Annotated in this window: 16 protein-coding genes; 9 read left to right on the top strand and 7 right to left on the bottom strand. The window is 44.1% G+C overall.

The window, feature by feature from the left end:
- The first annotated feature begins 204 nt into the window (after window positions 1-204).
- On the top strand, window positions 205-657 hold the full coding sequence (locus L4C35_RS04260) for an RNA-binding S4 domain-containing protein (protein ID WP_428461706.1): 453 nt from the start codon (window positions 205-207) through the stop codon (window positions 655-657).
- Between the two features lie 385 nt (window positions 658-1,042).
- Window positions 1,043-3,835 carry a M16 family metallopeptidase gene (locus tag L4C35_RS04265; RefSeq protein ID WP_428461707.1) on the top strand — a complete coding sequence of 931 codons (2,793 nt, stop codon included), beginning with the start codon at window positions 1,043-1,045 and terminating at the stop codon, window positions 3,833-3,835.
- A gap of 98 nt (window positions 3,836-3,933) precedes the next feature.
- On the opposite strand, the gene L4C35_RS04270 is transcribed toward L4C35_RS04265, so the two are convergent.
- From L4C35_RS04270 to dinG, 6 genes are all read right to left on the bottom strand, one after another.
- Complete coding sequence (locus L4C35_RS04270; RefSeq protein ID WP_428461708.1) at window positions 3,934-4,851, bottom strand: cation efflux transmembrane domain-containing protein; 918 nt, start codon at window positions 4,849-4,851, stop codon at window positions 3,934-3,936.
- Window positions 4,852-4,975: 124 nt separating this feature from the next.
- Window positions 4,976-6,271 (bottom strand): phosphatase PAP2 family protein, encoded by a 1,296-nt coding sequence (locus L4C35_RS04275; protein ID WP_428461709.1) that lies wholly within the window; start codon window positions 6,269-6,271, stop codon window positions 4,976-4,978.
- Window positions 6,272-6,489: 218 nt separating this feature from the next.
- The gene (gene rsmS, locus L4C35_RS04280) at window positions 6,490-6,663 is read right to left on the bottom strand and encodes a pleiotropic regulatory protein RsmS (RefSeq protein ID WP_428461710.1); all 174 of its coding nucleotides are present in this window, start codon (window positions 6,661-6,663) and stop codon (window positions 6,490-6,492) included.
- A gap of 78 nt (window positions 6,664-6,741) precedes the next feature.
- Window positions 6,742-7,293 (bottom strand): primosomal replication protein, encoded by a 552-nt coding sequence (locus L4C35_RS04285; RefSeq protein ID WP_428461711.1) that lies wholly within the window; start codon window positions 7,291-7,293, stop codon window positions 6,742-6,744.
- Between the two features lie 19 nt (window positions 7,294-7,312).
- Window positions 7,313-8,086 carry a sulfite exporter TauE/SafE family protein gene (locus tag L4C35_RS04290; RefSeq protein ID WP_428461712.1) on the bottom strand — a complete coding sequence of 258 codons (774 nt, stop codon included), beginning with the start codon at window positions 8,084-8,086 and terminating at the stop codon, window positions 7,313-7,315.
- Window positions 8,087-8,100: 14 nt separating this feature from the next.
- A complete protein-coding gene (gene dinG / locus L4C35_RS04295; protein ID WP_428461713.1) occupies window positions 8,101-10,179 on the bottom strand; it encodes an ATP-dependent DNA helicase DinG in 2,079 nt (692 codons plus the stop codon).
- A gap of 535 nt (window positions 10,180-10,714) precedes the next feature.
- On the opposite strand from dinG, the gene L4C35_RS04300 reads away from it, so the two are divergent.
- Both L4C35_RS04300 and L4C35_RS04305 read left to right on the top strand, forming a co-directional pair.
- Window positions 10,715-11,710, top strand: a complete 996-nt coding sequence (locus L4C35_RS04300; protein ID WP_428461714.1) for a porin — start codon at window positions 10,715-10,717, stop codon at window positions 11,708-11,710.
- Window positions 11,711-11,897: 187 nt separating this feature from the next.
- Window positions 11,898-12,545 (top strand): YccT family protein, encoded by a 648-nt coding sequence (locus L4C35_RS04305; RefSeq protein ID WP_428461715.1) that lies wholly within the window; start codon window positions 11,898-11,900, stop codon window positions 12,543-12,545.
- A gap of 202 nt (window positions 12,546-12,747) precedes the next feature.
- On the opposite strand, the gene L4C35_RS04310 is transcribed toward L4C35_RS04305, so the two are convergent.
- Window positions 12,748-13,113, bottom strand: a complete 366-nt coding sequence (locus L4C35_RS04310) for a TraR/DksA C4-type zinc finger protein (RefSeq protein ID WP_428461716.1) — start codon at window positions 13,111-13,113, stop codon at window positions 12,748-12,750.
- A 290-nt stretch (window positions 13,114-13,403) separates the two neighbouring features.
- On the opposite strand from L4C35_RS04310, the gene L4C35_RS04315 reads away from it, so the two are divergent.
- The 5 genes from L4C35_RS04315 to recR all read left to right on the top strand — a co-directional run bounded on the left by L4C35_RS04315 (window position 13,404) and on the right by recR (window position 17,756).
- Window positions 13,404-13,793, top strand: coding sequence for a YbaN family protein (locus tag L4C35_RS04315; protein WP_428461717.1), 390 nt, complete (start codon window positions 13,404-13,406; stop codon window positions 13,791-13,793).
- A gap of 94 nt (window positions 13,794-13,887) precedes the next feature.
- Window positions 13,888-14,433, top strand: coding sequence for an adenine phosphoribosyltransferase (apt, locus tag L4C35_RS04320; protein ID WP_428461718.1), 546 nt, complete (start codon window positions 13,888-13,890; stop codon window positions 14,431-14,433).
- Between the two features lie 147 nt (window positions 14,434-14,580).
- The gene (dnaX, locus tag L4C35_RS04325; protein ID WP_428461719.1) at window positions 14,581-16,761 is read left to right on the top strand and encodes a DNA polymerase III subunit gamma/tau; all 2,181 of its coding nucleotides are present in this window, start codon (window positions 14,581-14,583) and stop codon (window positions 16,759-16,761) included.
- A 59-nt stretch (window positions 16,762-16,820) separates the two neighbouring features.
- On the top strand, window positions 16,821-17,150 hold the full coding sequence (locus L4C35_RS04330; RefSeq protein WP_048898681.1) for a YbaB/EbfC family nucleoid-associated protein: 330 nt from the start codon (window positions 16,821-16,823) through the stop codon (window positions 17,148-17,150).
- Window positions 17,151-17,153: 3 nt separating this feature from the next.
- Window positions 17,154-17,756 carry a recombination mediator RecR gene (gene recR / locus L4C35_RS04335; protein ID WP_048898682.1) on the top strand — a complete coding sequence of 201 codons (603 nt, stop codon included), beginning with the start codon at window positions 17,154-17,156 and terminating at the stop codon, window positions 17,754-17,756.
- The last annotated feature ends 50 nt before the right edge of the window (window positions 17,757-17,806 follow it).

Consider the following 17,806-nt stretch of genomic DNA (forward strand, 5'->3'; position numbering starts at 1 on the left):
ATATAGGGCGGATCATTAAAACGATTAAAGCCATCATTTTTGATGGCTTTTTTATATGGGCTAAAATAGAGATTAGCATTCGCGCTACCGCTACATAGCCTTCTCGGGTAAACTGCTGGGAATTAAGCCTAGTATTTGATGGTGAGATAATCTATCTCTGCGATGTTAAGTACTAGCACCAGATTGATAATCCAGAGCGAATTTATGTCTGAACATGAAGAATATGAAGTAGAAGCATTAGAAATTGAAGTTTCTGCTCAGCCGATTGAATTGTACAAAGTACTTAAAATTGCCAACTTAGTGGGTGGCGGTGGTGAAGCTAAGTTTGCCATTTCAGAAGGCTATGTTGGTGTTAATGGTGAACTAGAACAACGTAAGCGTCGTAAACTATACGATGGAGACGTGATTGAGTTTAACCAAGAATATTATGTAGTTATCTGCGATCAGCCAGTGACAGATCCAACGGAAAGAGCACCGAAAAAAGCATCAGCAGATAAGAAACAGCCATCAGCAAAAAACTCGGCCGCGAATAAGCGTAATGCTAAACCTAGTAAAGCATCGGCAAATAAAGCGCCATCTAAAAAAGCAGCGAAAAAGCCAGCAGCTGAAAAGCCGTCGTTTGATAAAACAACAGGCCGTAAATCGCTCAGCTTTTAACTGAAAACAAAACCTCATGCTAAGCTTTTAAGTATGAAGTATCGTTTTATAAAAAAGACTCTCCGGAGTCTTTTTTTCTACCTGAACAACTAGCTGCAACCAACGCTTTGTTCTCGTGCTTTTCCTACGCAATCTCCGAACACTGTCGTATCCCGAGCAGTATTAGCTGTTTAAACCTAAGCGGCGTAGTAGGGAAGATGTTGCTATATCCTCTTATTTTTTCTTGTATTTATATAATCCCTAATAAGCATGTATGGCCTTATTCTTCATCGTTTAGCAGTAAATATTTGCTTGCCATGTCGCAAATTGATGCTTCTGTTTGTTCTATTGATCTTAATTATATGACGGGTGTTGTATTGTCTGATGAATAGATAAAGGAGTGCATATGAAACAGTGGCTTAGGTTATATAGTATTTTGCTAGTTGGCATGGTTTTCTTAGCCGGCTGTCAGCCAGATAGCCAGTGGAGTGCGACAGAAATCGTATCCGATCCCGACTGGCAACATGGACAGCTTGATAATGGTATGAAATATCACCTTTATCAAAAGGCTGATGAACCTGTCGAACTTAGGTTTGTTGTTCATGCTGGCAGCGCACAAGAAAATCAACAACAGCACGGTTATGCGCACTTTCTTGAGCACATGGCATTCAAAGGCACCCACCATTTTGAACAACAAGATGTTTGGCAATTCTTCGAGCGATTAGGATTGAGTGCTGGTGCCGATATTAATGCTTATACCAGCTACAACAAAACGTGGTATCAACTGACTCTGCCTGATCCTACAGAACTTACAATGGCATTTAGCTGGTTTCGGGATGTCGCTGATGGCATGTTACTCAAGCCAGATATGGTGGAGTCTGAAATAGGTGCGGTACTAGGGGAGTATCGTCTACGTCTACCGCAAGAGCGCAATATTTATAGTCAGTTGGATGAGCGTTTACGTACAGATTCTCCTGCTTATCATGAAATACTCGGTACCAAGGAAAGTATTCAATCGGTAACGCCAGCTGGCTTGCGTGAGTATTATCAGCGCTGGTATTTCCCTGCAAATGCTGAATTAGTGGTGGTGGGTGACTTTGATGCAACCACTATCGAGCAGAAAATCGCTCAGCATTTTGCTTCGTGGCAAGGTGAAGCACAGCAAGTGGCTCACGTTGATCCGATAGCCTTACCTGCGCAGAAAACACATGCATTAGTTGCGCCGGAAGGGGCTGAATCGGCATTGATTTTATTGAAAGCTCTTGGAGAAGCACAGCGCTTAACTTATGGTGATCAATTTCGTCATTTAGAAGTTGATTTGCTAAACCAATTAATACAAGCGCGTTTACTGGATCGAAGTATCGCACTAGCAAGCAATGTGAGTTACGTAGAAGCTTATGCTGATACGTTTGAGGGGCAGCAATTTAGCGCCCTTGCGGTCGGCTTTAATGAAAAACACCGTGCTCAAGTGCAAGCTTTTGTGGCTAAAGAGTTGGCGAATTTACGTGATCACGGTATCGGGCAGGCTGAGTTAGCAGCAGCGATGGCTAGCTATCAAACAAACTTAAAGAACCATGCTGAAAATTGGAAAGCCGATAACTCATGGGTGATCACCGACGCCATGTTTACCAGCTTATTTGAGCCTCGTACCCTGATGTCTGAAGCTGAGCATAAAGCGGTTCTCGAACGCTTTGTGGCTGAAATGGATCAGGATCGCGTGAATCAAAGTTTGAAGCGACAGTTAGGGCAGTTGGTAGATCAGCAAACAACCTATTACTTCATGGCTTATGCTAAAACGGAGCAAACATCGCAATTAGCGCAAAATGTTCACCAATTTACACAGTTATTTGCCGAGCCAGGGCAAGCCTTAATGTTGGCCAAGACAGTGTCTGTTTTTCCAGCTCCTATGCAGAAAGGGACGATCATTTCCGAGCAACAAGTGGATGACACCACGTGGCAATGGCAGTTGGGCAATGGAGTGGAAGTTTGGCTTAAGCAAATGCCAGAAATCAAACAAAATGCGTACATGAATTGGGCGGTGAAGGGGGGACGAGCACAGCTGGATCCCATGCTGTACCCTGCCAGTGAACTGGCCTTTGAGACCTTATATCGCAGCGGCTTTGCTGGACTCGATGTTGCTGCAATTGAAAAGGTATTTACGGCGAATAATACTTTGCTTACGCCTTACTTAAATGACTATGACAATGGATTATCGATTGCGACTCAGTACGATAACTTACCGTTCGCAATGTCTGCATTGCATCATGTGCTAACGGAGGGCAAAGTTGACCCTACGCAGTTAAAACAGGTGAAAAAGCAATATGTAGAAGGTCGGGCTGAATTTGAAACGTCACCAATAGGGCAGTTACTGAAGGCGGTGAATGATCGCCTGATTGTGCGAGGTACACTTTACAATATTTGGCCAAGTGAAACCTTTAGCAAAGTAACAGATGATGAAATACAGCAGGTTTATCAAGGCTTATTTCAGCAGCAACACCACAATCGCTTGGTGATCGCAGGGGACTTTACCCCAGAGGACATCACGCCACTATTACGCCAGTATGTCGCGAATATTCCTCTTTCAGCAAGCAAGAAAGAAATATCGCCAGTGGTTGAGCTAAATACAACACATCAAGTTTTGGAATTACCAATATCCAATGAGAAATCAGTGGGCTACTTGATGATACTCACCAATCCTGTATCCCCTGAAGCAAGAATGACTGCAACCGAAGTGATGGCGCAAGACATGCTGTTTCGTATTGTTAATCAGCGTGCATTCCAATTGCTTCGTGGTAAGTATGGCCTCAGTTATGCGCCACATGTGACTGGTGAGATCCCTGATAGTGGTGCATACAGCAGTGTTATCGTCAGCTTGAACATAGATAAAAAAGATTTAGTGAAATCAAAACAAGCAGTGGCTGAGTTATTGAAAGGTATTCAGCAAGAGGGTATTTCACAGCAGGAGCGAGATACCGCCGCGAAGCAATTGGCGGTTGCGTTAAAACCCATGGCAAAAAATGGTGCAGAAACCGTGCGTTTTATGGGGCGTTATTTGTTACATGGCTATGGTGTGAAGGCTGTAGAAAATCCGCAGCTTTATATTGATCAAGTGACGGTCGAATTGCTAAATCAACAGGCTAATAGCTTGATGGGAAAACAAAGTTATACCATTGAAGCGACGGTATTGCCGAAAGGGTAGCTGAGCTATAAGAAAGGCAGATATAAAAAGTCGCCGAGTTGGCGACTTTTTTATTTGGATGATGTGTATCATTAGCGATGATTTATTGGTTAACAAAGCTAGCCGAGTACGAATTCAATATCAATATGCGGGTAATCTTGCGTTAATTTGTTGGTTAGCGATTGTTTAATTTGCGCTAAAACAGCGATACCTTTGCTATCCACTTCTGCAGCGGTAAAGCTTAAAATAACCAAATAACTACTGCCTGTTTTGCTGATGAAGACATTGCTTGCTGTCGTTTCTTTTTGGGATAAAGTCTGAGTAATCGCACCTTCAATGGCTTGATAGGCATCGACATTTTGTAGTCGCCCCCCCGCCAGTTCAATGAAGGCTTCTCTCACGATATTTATCGGCTGTTTGGCCATGATTGCCGCTAACAAAAGTACCATAATGGCATCGCCAATATACAGTAAGAAGTTAAAGCTACTGGCTGGGTTAATGTAACCAATAAGTACCAGTGCGGCACCTGTGCCTGCAGACATAAAGCCATCGACTAAAGAGGATGCTTTATCGGTTTCAAGCATACTGCTGCTGTTGCCTGTGCGTTTATTTTGTTGATGATAAAAGAGTGACAGGCTAAAACAGATCACAACCATAGCTATGGAATAAATCAAGATTGGGCCTGTCTTTAGCATCGACAATTCTTCCCCTTGAATATACTTAACTATTTTGGTCACATTCCCTGTTAACGCAGTCAGCAAAACGCCGCCAATTAATAAGCCTTTGAGTAAAGCGTAAAGGGCTTCTGACACATATAAACCAAACGGAAAGGTGTTGGAACGGTTAGCTTTTATTGCTGAAATTTTTAATGCTGCAATGGAAGAGAGAAATAAAATAAACGAGAAATTACCATCTAACAATAAAGCCTCAGATCCTGATAAGTAAAAAGTCGCCCAACCAGAGAAAGCCATAAATAGGTTGGCGCAGAGCCCTACGGTTAATGATTGACGCTCAATTTTTACTATTTTATCTTTCATCTATTACTCTCTAAAACGGCAGGTATGGCAGCATAAGCCTGTGTTAATCGCATCGGGTATATAAAAAACGCCCTACAAGTAGAGCGTTGTTTATCATTATGGTCACGACGTTTGGAGCCGTGTTTTAAAAGCGGTTAGCGACAGTTATCGCAATGGATTGACCATCATAGTTCGCTTTAAATTTTGTATTATCTAACTGAGTATCGCTGTAAATATACTTAATGCCCGCTTCCCACGCCGGATTTATCTGATATTGCAATCCTGCTTCAGCCGCGGCATAGCTATCGCCATCCCAAAATTGGTATTGTGCTTTAGCTAAAACAGAGAGCTGGTCGGTAAATTTATACTGAGTTTTTGCAGCCAAGTTTGGCATTGCTCGCCAAGTTTCATCGCTGGCGAATTTGCCCCCTTGATCTTGGTCGACAGACACTTTGATCCAGTGGGCGTATAAACCTAAGCCAAGATCAACGCTGAATTTATCGTTAACTTGATAGCCTTTGTATACCGAAGAGCCAAGCATCCAATGGCGAAAGGCGGTAAATAGCTGACCATCACTCGAGGTGTACTCTGTACCATCGACGGTAAAGGGTTTACTTGCTTTACCTCGGCGACGGGTTTCACTAGGAAGAAACTCTAGCTCAAAGCTGTTGTTATTGGCGAGTTCAAGCTGATAGTTGATGTATGAGAAAGGTTGGTATTCGTCAATAAGTTCAGAATCGGCTAAAAACTCAGTAGCACCAAATTGTCCTGAACTGTCCGCGAGGTTTACACCGACACCGAGCTCAATGCGGTGTTTACGATCGGTCGAGCTGATTTGGTAGCTCGCACGGTCTCGCTTATTATCAGAAAAAGCGGCATCTGTTAGCGTCACGCCTAATGCGATGCCATCTTCTGTTGGCTGTGCATTAAAATAAACACCTTCTGTGCGGTATGGCGAAACAAAATATTGATTGACCAAAAATGCGATACCAGCACCTGCAACCACATCACCTGCATAGTGGTGGTTACCATGAAGACGACTCACTGCAACCAATGTTGCACCGGTATAAGCTGGGATCCCCCAAGCGGCACCGTAACGTGATTGCAAAAAAGCGGCGCCAGAGAAAGCAGCAGAGGTATGACCTGATGGGAATGAGTGCCAGTTACTTTCATTGGGGCGGTTACGACCAATGGTATATTTCATACCTTGAACAATTGCCTGTGTTGATGCCGTAGCATAAACAAGTTGTTTGGCCCCTTCAGCATCATCGTACATCCAAGCGGCAAAAAGGCCTGTTGCTGGCAGTAATATTTGTAGCATGTCGCCAGCTTCTACAAATTCGTCATTGTTAGTGCGAGTGATTTCATTGTCACTCGCCATTGTATGGCTTGGCAACAGCATTGCTGAGCTTAGTAATAAAGAGAGCGCTTTATATTTCATTTTACATCCTTGTTGCTCACAGTATATCAGTGGGTAGATACGATAAATGAACAACTTCAACAAAGGTGAGTAGCTGTGCTTATTGTATCGACTTACACGTCTATTTCTGACGAATAAAAAGTCTTTAATGCTAAAAAACTACAAGAAAGTATAATTCAATTGCTGTTGTGAATGGAACTATATAAAAGTATAAATTGGGTTAATTGCTTTGCTGCGAGCTAAGAAAGTGAGCCATTTTTTTTAATTTTGTCTTCCAAATCTTTTTTGACTATGGCTAACGCCGATAGCGCGACTTCTGGTGCAATTTCATTACTTTCTAACAAGTAAATAAGATCGACTGCTAATTTAATATCCTCGGGTGCATTATCTAATGGTGATGTTTTTTCTGTCATGTTTTTCTCGATATTCACGTTGGGTACTGTTCACTAAGTTATCGATATAACTAAGATGATAACGTAGTGGTGGCATGATTAACCTTGGCGCTCTCTGATTGAAATGTGTTTTTCAATTCTCGTTACGGCAGCTTGGCAGCGCTGCACTCGGCCTTCTAACGCCAGTATCTCTTTTTGAATTACCTGTTGCTCTGCGAGTGTACGGCAGTTATTCAGCATCATTGTTTTGTCGCGTTGCATGCCGACTAAGCGACGCTCCCACTCTTGGTGTTTTGCCAAGTCTTGATACAGTTCATGAATAGGGACTTGTCGGGTGTTATTTTTTGCTGGTTCGTTTTTTCTAATGGTTTGCGTGGCGAGTTCACGCTGCACCGCTTGTATTTGAGCCACGATTTTATCGCAGATATGCGCAGTGCGAGAGGCAAGCAAGCGACCAGACGCTTGTTCACGTTGTAGTGACTTTATTTCATGGCTGATTTCTTCCACGCAGGGGGTGATTAATTTGCTACGACTTTGGAAGAGTTGCTCATCAAATAAAGGGCGAGGGGCTTCACCACGTTGGCGATCGACAGCGGCGGCCTCTTTTTGTAATTGATCAACATGGGCTTTTAGCCTTGAAACATCAAACATAATGACAGAACCTTTTCTATTAGAACCAAGCTTGCCAAGCCAGTTTGCCTGCGAGAATAACAACAACGGTGACAAACACTGGGCGAATAAATTTAGCGCCAAAACGTATCGCGGAATGGGCCCCGATATAAGCGCCAATCATTAAACACACCCCCATGGTTAAGCCAAGCGCGACGTTAATATGGCCTAAAATGGCAAAGGTAATTAGCGATGTAATGTTACTGGTAAAGTTCATGGCTTTAGCAAGACCAGAAGCCAGCAGAATATCCAGTCGGTATAAGGCCATACTGGAAACTGTCCAAAATGCGCCAGTGCCAGGGCCTGCTACACCATCGTAGAAACCGAGAATGCTGCCTTGTAACCACTGTTTTTTCTTTAGTTTAGGATCATCTTTAGGCAGTTGGCGTTCTTCTCCTTTTGGCTGAGGGTGCCAAAGGGTGTATGCCGCAGCTGCCAAAATGATCAGAGGCAGGGCTTTTTCTAGCCATTCGGTGCTAATAATATCGACAATCAGGGTGCCACCGATTGCTCCAGCTAGTGTGGCAATAAATGACAATCGCCAGAAACGAGGAGAAAATAGTTGTTTGCGGTAGTAAGTCCACGCGGCAGTAGAAGAAGCAAATGTAGCTGCTAACTTATTAGTACCAAGAGCGATATGCGGCGGAAGCCCTAAAGACAATAACGCAGGAACGGTAAGCATGCCGCCACCGCCTGCCACAGCATCAATAAACCCCGCTAAAAAGGCCACAAGGGCCAGAATTATTAGCGTGGTTGGTTCTATCATTTCTATCATTATGGCAATTCTGTTTATTTGTGTTCGATAATCCGTTTAAACGGCGGTAATGAATCTAATAATGCTTTGCCATAACGGCGTGAAATCACGCGTCGGTCGAGCAAGACCACTCTACCAGAATCTTCTTCTTTACGCAGTAAACGACCAGCAGATTGAATTAGCTTTTTACTCGCTTCTGGTACAGAAATCTGCAAAAACGGATTGCCACCTCGGCTTTCGATGTATTCAGCATGTGCTTCTTCTACTGGTGAGGTAGGAACGGCAAAGGGGATTTTGGTGATGATGAGGTTCTTGAGTAAATCACCTGGTAAATCAAGCCCTTCAGAAAAGCTGCCTGTGCCAAATAAGATGCTGGGTATGTTGTTTTTACAGTTTTCTTTATGTTTTTTTAGAATGGTGTGACGAGCGTCATCGCCTTGAACCAGTAGTTGCCATTTATTTTTCTTCGCCAGAGGCTGCAAACTTTCCGCGACTTTGTTCATTTGCCAGTAAGATGAGAATAAGACCAAGCTTGCCGTTTCCCCTTCTAGGTATTCAGGCAAGGTTTCAATCAATAGCTCGGTAAATTTATCTGCTTGTGGCTCTAGCGGTAAGGCTGGAATCACTAAGCGTGCGTTGTTCTGATAATCAAATGGCGATGCTAGCGCTAAAAATCGTCCCCCATCGGATTCAGAAATACCGACTTGGCGACAAAAATAGGTGAATTGATTCAGGGCACGCAATGTCGCAGACACCAATACGGCACCAGCAGCTCGGCTCCACAGTAGTTGGTCTAAGCGATAGCCGACTTCAAGTGGCGAAACTTCGATGATGTAATCATCTTCGCGCTCACCGCTCTTTTCAATCCAGCGTGCGAGAGGTGCCCCTTTCTTATTACAAGGTTGTGCCATGAGCGCCCAGACTTTTTCTAGGTTCTCTAAACGTTGTAGGTAAAAACCAGACTCTGCTAATGCGGGTTCACCTTGGCGCGCGCCAATTTCATTATCTTTTAATCGCTCTGAAATTAAGTCGTGTAGTTTACCGAGTGCTTGTAGCGCTTTCTTACTGGCATCTTTACAACCTTTGGCTTCTTCTTGCAGCCAAGCGGGAAGCTCTCCATGCTCAAAGCGATAAATACCATCTTTGCTAAAATGGCTTGGATCAATATTGGCTGCGATTTGGCGCAGGGTTGGTATCAGGTGCTGGATGTTTTCTTGCAGCGAAGATTGAAAGCGGCCTGCTTTACTGTAATCCGCAAGTTCAGCAAGTTTACCAACAGATTGATTGAGCTTTTCTAACCAATTGGTGGCACCTTTTAGGCTGGCTGCAGCAGATGAGAAGTCACGTGCCACTTGTGGTAGGTGATGGGCTTCATCTATCACATAAATCGTTTGTTCGGGCTCTGGCAAAATTACGCCACCGCCAAGCTCAATATCTGCCATTAGCAGTGCATGGTTGGCGATAATGACATCGGCTTTGTCTAAATGTTCACGCGCTTTAGCAAAAGGGCACTGGCGATGTTTAGGCAAACCAGCATGACAGCTGTGTTTATCTGCCACAATTTGCTGCCATACACGATCTGGGACCTGTTTTGGCCATCCATCACGGTCACCATCCCACTTACCTGAGTCATAAGCGTTTTTCATGCGTGTCAAAAGTTCTAAATCAGATTTTTTAGGTTTTTCTTGCCAAAAACTCATCTGATCTTCGCTATTTCCGTCACACGATGCTGCTAACTTATGCCCACAACAATAGCGTTGGCGCCCTTTGGCTAAGATGAAGCTGAACTCTTTAGGGAAAATACGATTAAACAAGGGTAAATCTTTATCTATCAGCTGTTCTTGCAACGCCACGGTTGCTGTTGAAATAAGCAACTTTTTATTGTTAAACAGCACAAAGGGGATACCCGCAATCAAGTAAGAGAGGGACTTTCCGATCCCTGTTCCTGCTTCTGCCACCAACATTCTGTTCTTTTTATGGTATTCACCAGCCAAGGTTTTGGCTATTTCTGCAACTAGGTAGTTCTGTGCACGCCTTGGTCGGAAGTTATCAAGTTGGTTTCCTAGGTTTTCATAGCATTGCTTGATATCGCGTTTTATTTGGCTGTGTAACATATAAGTAACGTATTAAATGGCAAGGAAGGTGATTATAACACGAACATCTGAATGTGAGCGGGGGCTAATAAATTGAACAACTTTGATTCTAAATGAGATTTTGGTCACGAAAATAAATTGAACTCAACATGAACACGCAAGGCAGTTGTCGATAAAACACTAACTTAACTAAAAAACCAGTGTTTTATAATATATATAGCTGAATCTATTGGTTGTGGTTATGTCTTTTTGGTTTTTTATGTTGTTATTTTGTCATTTTAAAAAACGATGCACCGTGCTAAATAGGACTTTTTTGTCTTTCGGTTGTTTTGATGTTTGTGCTATCTAGTTGAATTGTAAAGGATAAATGTTTTTTGATTTATTTTTTGAACTATTTGACACCTAGGCGAAAACTCTGTCAGGATAGCTCCGCAATCAAATTGCTTTAGATGATTATTCTTTTGGTATTAACCGGGTAGTCCTCTAAAAAAACATAATAGAAAAGGAATTCTGGAAATAGGAATTCCATTCCAAATAAGAAAAGGCAGTGGATCTCATGAAAAAGACTCTTTTAGCACTTACAGTTCCAGCACTTCTAGTAGCAGGTTCTGCGTCAGCTGGTATCTCTCTATACGACCAAGACGGTACTCAAGTTACTATGTCTGGTGCGGCTGAAGTTCAGTACCGTTTAACAGCGGTAGAAAACATGGCAAATGACGATGCACAACTTCGCATCGATGACGGTGACTTAGCACTACGTATCCAACACCAAGTAAGCGCAGATTTATACGCAGTAGGTGCGATGGAACTGAATGTTGGTGAAACCGATGAGATGGAATTTGATGCTTCTGGTGATAAAGTAGTTCGTAATCGTAACGGTCTTGGTTCAGTAACTAACGATGTTTTATTCGTTGGTTTAGGCGGTAACTTTGGTGAAATGACGTTTGGTCGTCAAACTGCGATCATCGATGATGCGGGTGTTGGTGTTGATATCGAGCTGAAAGATACAGCGGGTGTTAGCTACGACGACGTAAGCATGGATCAGTACATCAAATACCGTTTCTCTGGCGAGAAATTCTGGGCAGGTGCTGGTTACAACATCGCTCAGTCTGATAGCACTACTGGTAAGAAAGGTGAAGAGCTGCTAGAAATCGCTGCAGGTGTACCGTTTGGTGATTTCGAAGTGCGTGGTTACTACGGTGATTTCGAGCACGAGGCTGCTAACAAAGAGCAAAAAGCGTGGGATCTAGAGTTCGTTTACGCAGCTGGCCCTATTTACGTTGGTGCTTTATACGGTCAATCTGATCGTGGTGACAATGCTGATGTTAAAACTTGGGAACTTGCTGGTTCTTACACACTAGGTAAGAACACATTCGGTCTTGGTTACGCGCAAAACTCTGGCGATGCTAAAGCTGATGACGCAACTAACTTCTACGCGAACGTTGCTCACCAACTAACTGCGAACACTCGTGCTTACGTTGAACTAGGTTATGAAGATCTAGAAACTGATAACGATTTCGGTTACGTAGTAGGTATGGAAGTTAAATTCTAATCACGCTGTTTAGCGAATTAGGAACTAATTATTCCCCCTATATTTAAAAGCCGCCTTCGGGCGGCTTTTTTCGTTTATCACGGTGTCCTGTCCTGAGATGAAACGATCAGTGACTTAGATGGATTGGTGTTAGCGGTATTGATACTATTTAGATCGCTATTTAGGTGCTTTGAAGGAGTAAAGAGTAATGAATAAAACAGTGGTTGGGTTCGCCCTTAGCTTGGTATTTGCCGCTTCCGCCCAAGCGAATACATTAGAAACAGAATATGGTTTATCAGTACTGGCGATTAACGGTGTTGCTGTGAACAGTGATAATGCTATCGCTGATAACACCTATGATATTGTTGAGGGAAAAAACCAAGTGGTTATCCGTGGTGAAAAAATGTTACGTCGCGGTACCAAAACGGAACTCTTCAGTACACGACCTTTTATTATGAGCTTCGACAGCACAGATGATGTCGTGATCCGTTTTCCTGACGCTGCGAGCAATTACCGCGCGGCAGAAACGGAGTTCCGTGGTGATGCACCCAAGTGGAGTGTAACTGTTGGTGGTACTGCATTGCCGTATCAAGCGGAAGTACTACCAGGTGGTGGCGGTTTTATTCCTTACTCTGATATTGAAGAGCTAGTGGCTAGCTATAATCAAGACAAAGGCATTGCTTTAGAGCAAGGTAAACCAACGAATATGACTAAAGCCGCAGTGGTGGTTAACGATGCGGGTGAAGTAACGATTACTGGTGATTCTTTAGCACAGCTTAAACTGTGGTATACCAAAGCCTCAGCAAAAGAAAAGAAAGCCTTTAAGATCTGGATGGCTGAGCAAGAATTTAAGTAGTTGAGATAATTTAACGCTAGAATTGCAGGGCATTGATAGCGTTAATTAAGCATGATGAGCAAGCTGCATTTATTCGCGTAAAGTGCAGCTTAACGATACAGCCACGAGCAGACTGATTAGTATGCTAGTCGCAATATTTGACCATAGCTAGAGCCGCAGCTTTCAATGCGGATCTGGCGTGATCTTTATGATCAGCGACTGCTTATTCATCGTGGTGGTAACGGCTATGTTTCCGACACGCTCGGCAACGTGCTTGAGCTGGATCTTTGATTAAATCTTCGGCTTCAATTTCTTCTTCACAATCTGCACAAAGTCCATACATGCCTAATGTTAGCGTACATACGGCCGCATCCACTTTTTCTACTTTGGTTGCTAATGCGAGTAAGTCCGGAATATAAGATGATTTAGCCACTTTGATCAGCTCATTTAGCTCAAGCTGTTTCATTGCAGTAATATTTGATAATAATGAATGTGTTACGATTTCATGTCGAAGTAGTGCGGTTAACTTTTCGTACTGCGCTTCTAAATTATGCTGAAGCACGTTATCTATTCTCTCTGGGGTAGCCATAATCTATTATTCTTTTTGTGTTAACGTTTTTTCAGTCTAAATCTCTCCAGATTCATGATCCTGATTTGAATCAAACCATTATAAATATTTACAGTGAAGATCAGTGATATCCTTATTTTCCTTCATTTTTTGTCGATGGTATCTGCTTATAATCGTATTCATTATGACGGGGTATGCCATAGTGAGCTTTTTAACGCTTGTTATACTAAAAATACGGTAGAATTAGACAGCCCAAATAGTGGGTGTTTTGTGGCACTGTATGACTGGTGTTTATGAAGGCTAGAAGTGTAATGATAAAACGATTCATTTTATTAACGGTTGGATGGTGCTGCGTTGCCCTTGGCGTGTTAGGGATCTTTTTGCCTCTTCTACCGACAACGCCTTTTTTGTTGCTTGCTAGTGCCTGTTTTATGCGAGGTTCGCCGCGGTTAAATACCTGGTTAACTAACCATCCTAGCTTTGGCCCTATTTTGTATAACTGGCATCAACATGGGGCAATAACACGCAAGATAAAGCGACGCGCAAACCTAATGATAGTGGTGAGTTTTGCTTTTTCGATTGTTGTCGTACCGCTTACTTGGCATAAAATGATGCTGATTGTGATCGGCGTAACTTTGTTGGTCTGGTTTAATCGTTTGCCCGTTGTTGAGTCGGTTGCTCCTCGCCGCGAAAATTACTAATATTGCGGGCTGATTGCGTCCGCTGCTTGTTATTGCAGTCGACGTATTGTTTGCGTAACACCCTGACCTCTTTATTAGGGTATGGAATACAATTATGACTCAAGACAAGCTCGCTTTAATCAAAAACAGCATTAAATCTATCCAAGATTACCCTAAGCCAGGTATCCTTTTCCGTGATGTTACTAGCCTAATGGAAGACCCTGCCGCTTACCGTGCAACCATGGCTGTATTAATTGAAAAATACCAAGGCCAAGGCATCACGAAAGTGATTGGTACAGAAGCACGTGGCTTCCTGTTTGGTGCGCCATTGGCACTGGAGCTGGGTGTAGGTTTTGTTCCTGTTCGTAAGCCGGGTAAATTACCTCGTGAAGTGATCGGTGAGAGCTACGAGCTAGAATACGGCCAAGATACGCTAGAAATTCATGTTGATGCTATTAATGAAGACGATAAAGTTTTGCTGGTTGATGACTTGCTAGCAACGGGCGGCACCATTGAAGCGACAACTAAACTTGTTCGCCGTTTAGGCGGGAAAGTAGAAGATGCTGCATTTGTTATTAACCTGCCAGATATTGGCGGTGAAGCACGTTTGAAAGGCCTTGGCCTTAATGTGTTCACCATTTGTGATTTTAGTGGTCACTAATCGTTAAGCACCATGCTTAATTTCTTCGCCACTGTTGTGTAATACGCATCGGTGGTGAAGTATTGGACGCTCAAGCTAGAGTCCTCTCGCGCCAAAATCCTCCCTGTGCTAGCATTGAAATCTTGATTCAGTAAGGTTAAATAATTCATGAGTTATCAGGTTTTGGCTCGCAAATGGCGACCACATCAATTTGACGATGTGGTAGGTCAATCCCATGTCTTAACGGCTCTGGCCAATGCACTTGCCCATGACCGACTTCACCACGCCTATCTTTTTAGCGGCACTCGCGGTGTTGGTAAAACGACCATCGCACGTATTTTTGCTAAAGGGTTAAATTGTGAACAAGGGATCACTGCATCGCCTTGTGGGCAATGTTCGACGTGTCGAGAAATAGAAGAAGGTCGCTTTGTTGATTTATTGGAAATCGATGCGGCATCGCGAACCAAAGTAGAAGATACTCGTGAACTGCTCGATAACGTGCAGTACAAGCCTGCGCGTGGCCGTTTTAAAGTGTACCTGATTGATGAGGTGCACATGTTATCTCGTCACAGTTTCAATGCGTTATTGAAAACACTAGAAGAGCCGCCGGAATACGTTAAATTTATTTTAGCGACCACAGATCCGCAGAAGTTACCGGTTACGATTTTATCGCGTTGTTTGCAGTTCCATTTAAAGCATCTAGATACCACCCAAATTCACGATCAACTTGCTCATGTCTTGACGCAAGAGCAGGTAGATTTTGAGCCGCGTGCGCTGAACCTCATTGCACGGGCTGCTGATGGTTCGATGCGTGATGCGCTCAGTCTTACCGACCAAGCAATTGCACTTGGTAATGGTAGCGTTGGCACTGAACCTGTCTCTATGATGCTAGGCACGCTCGATACCGATCAAGCTTTGCAGTTGCTTGAGTCTGTCGCGCAAGGCGAGGCACAAGCTGCGATGGCTAGTGTTGCTTCATTGGCGGCGATTGGCGTGGAGTGGGATAGCTTATTGCGTGAACTTGCCGCGCAGCTTCATCGTGTTGCACTTCATCAAGCTTTACCTGCGTCGTTAGACGAATCGGCACCAGATGCCGAGCGTATTGCAGCATTAAGTAATGCGATGTCACCGCAAGACGTGCAGCTTAGCTACCAGATTGCCTTACAAGGTCGCCAAGACTTAGCTTATGCACCAGAAGGGCGCACGGGCTTAGAGATGGTCTTGCTGCGTATGCTGGCGTTTAGACCTATGTCTGGCCAGGGGATCACTCCGCAATCTATTAATGTGCCAGCTACTGAGCCTGCACCTGTATCACAGGGACAACAATCTGCACCTGCCTCGCACCCTGCGCCAACGCAAGCTGGTATGGAGCGAGTACAGGCATTGAAAGCGAGAATGCAACCTGCTGCTGGTAGCCAAGTGCCTGCACCTACTGCAATGCAAGCCCCTGAATCCATGCCTGCTTATTCGCAACCTGCGGCGCATTACCAACAGCCGACTCAGCAATCGCAAGCAGTACCGCCAGTATCATCGCAAAATATGGCACCACCACCGTCAAATAATACGGTGACGGAGCCTCAAACCGCGCCAGTACAGCCACAATCTGGTGTCTCTGGATTATTGGCTGCGCGTAATGGCTTACGTAGCCAGAAAAACCGTGGTGAACAGCCGAAGCCTACGGGAAAAAAGCCTGAATCGACACCTGCCAAGAAAGTCGCAACCAATGTTTTAGATCGCATCGCGACTAAAGCGCGAAATGGCCACGGCCAAACTGCGATGCCGGTGTCGAATTCATCCATGCCTTCGCATTTAGCGGCGCAACAGCCACCTGCAGAACCCGAAGAGTATCAGTGGAAATCAACTCAGGTAGTTGAAGAAGCAGAATCTAAGGTCAAGGTTGCGCCACGCCAAATAAAGCAAGCGTTAGAGCATGAAAAGACACCTGAAATGACAAAACAACTTGTCATCGAAGCGGCAAATCAGGATAGTTGGTCTGATTTAGTGACTAAGCTTAATGTTGGACGTTTAGTACAACAACTAGCATTAAACTCTGCATTTATACAAAGTGAGCACAAAGTCACTTTGCAATTGCGCCAAGCGCAAGCACACCTCGATAGCCCTAAGGCGCGAGAACAGTTACAAGAAGCAATTGGGGGCTTATTAGAGCAGCCGATTGAACTGAACATTGAATTAAGTGATGAAGGGCAAACGCCGCTTGAATGGCGCGAAGCGATTTATCAGGAAAAACTGGGTCAAGCTAAGCACAGCTTACAGCAAGATCCGCATGTTAATTTTATCTGCCAGCGCTTTGCTGCGGTGGTTGATGAAGAAAGCATTCGACCGATTTAACTGCAGTATTAGACTGCGGTATAGCGTGAATATTAACCAGACCAATAGAGAGAGATAGTATGTTTGGTAAAGGCGGTATGGGCAACATGATGAAGCAAGCGCAGCAAATGCAAGAGCGCATGCAGAAGATGCAAGAAGAAATTGCAAACATGGAAGTAACAGGTGAGTCAGGTGCTGGTCTTGTTAAAGTTACCATCACTGGTAGCCACAGTGTACGTCGCGTTGAGCTAGATGATAGCCTAATGGAAGACGACAAAGACATGCTTGAAGATCTGATCGCTGCTGCATTCAACGATGCTGCACGTCGTGTTGAAGAAGCGCAAAAAGAGAAAATGGCTGGTGTTACAGGTGGTATGAACTTACCAGCTGGCTTTAAGCTACCTTTCTAATCAATGCGTACCAGTCAATTACTGGAACAATTAATGGAGGCCCTTCGTTGCCTGCCTGGGGTTGGTCCCAAGTCAGCGCAGCGAATGGCCTTCAGTTTGTTACAGCGCAATCGGCAAGGTGGTCTTCAACTTGCTGATGCTCTAAGCCAAGCCATGACCGAAATTGGCCATTGCCAGCAATGCCGCACATTTACTGAAGAAGAGGTATGTGCCATTTGTGCAAACCCTCGTCGTCAGGAATCAGGGCAAATCTGCGTGGTTGAAAGCCCTGCTGATATTGTTGCGGTTGAATCTACCGGGCAATTTTCAGGGCGTTACTTCGTGCTCATGGGACACCTTTCTCCCTTAGATGGTATTGGTCCGTCAGACATTGGGTTGGATCTTCTGGAATTTCGATTACAGAAAGAGCCGATCAGTGAGCTGATTTTAGCAACCAACCCAACGGTGGAAGGCGAGGCAACAGCCCACTACATTGCTGAACTTTGTAGTGAGTATGATGTACCTGCGAGTCGAATCGCGCATGGTGTCCCTGTTGGTGGGGAGCTAGAATTGGTGGATGGCACAACGCTATCGCACTCAATTGCTGGCCGTCAAAAGCTGTATTAGAGCCGTTTGTTAGCCATAAAAAACCGCACTCTAGGTGCGGTTTTTTTATA

The organism is Photobacterium kagoshimensis (assembly GCF_050337045.1).
GTDB lineage: Bacteria > Pseudomonadota > Gammaproteobacteria > Enterobacterales > Vibrionaceae > Photobacterium > Photobacterium kagoshimensis.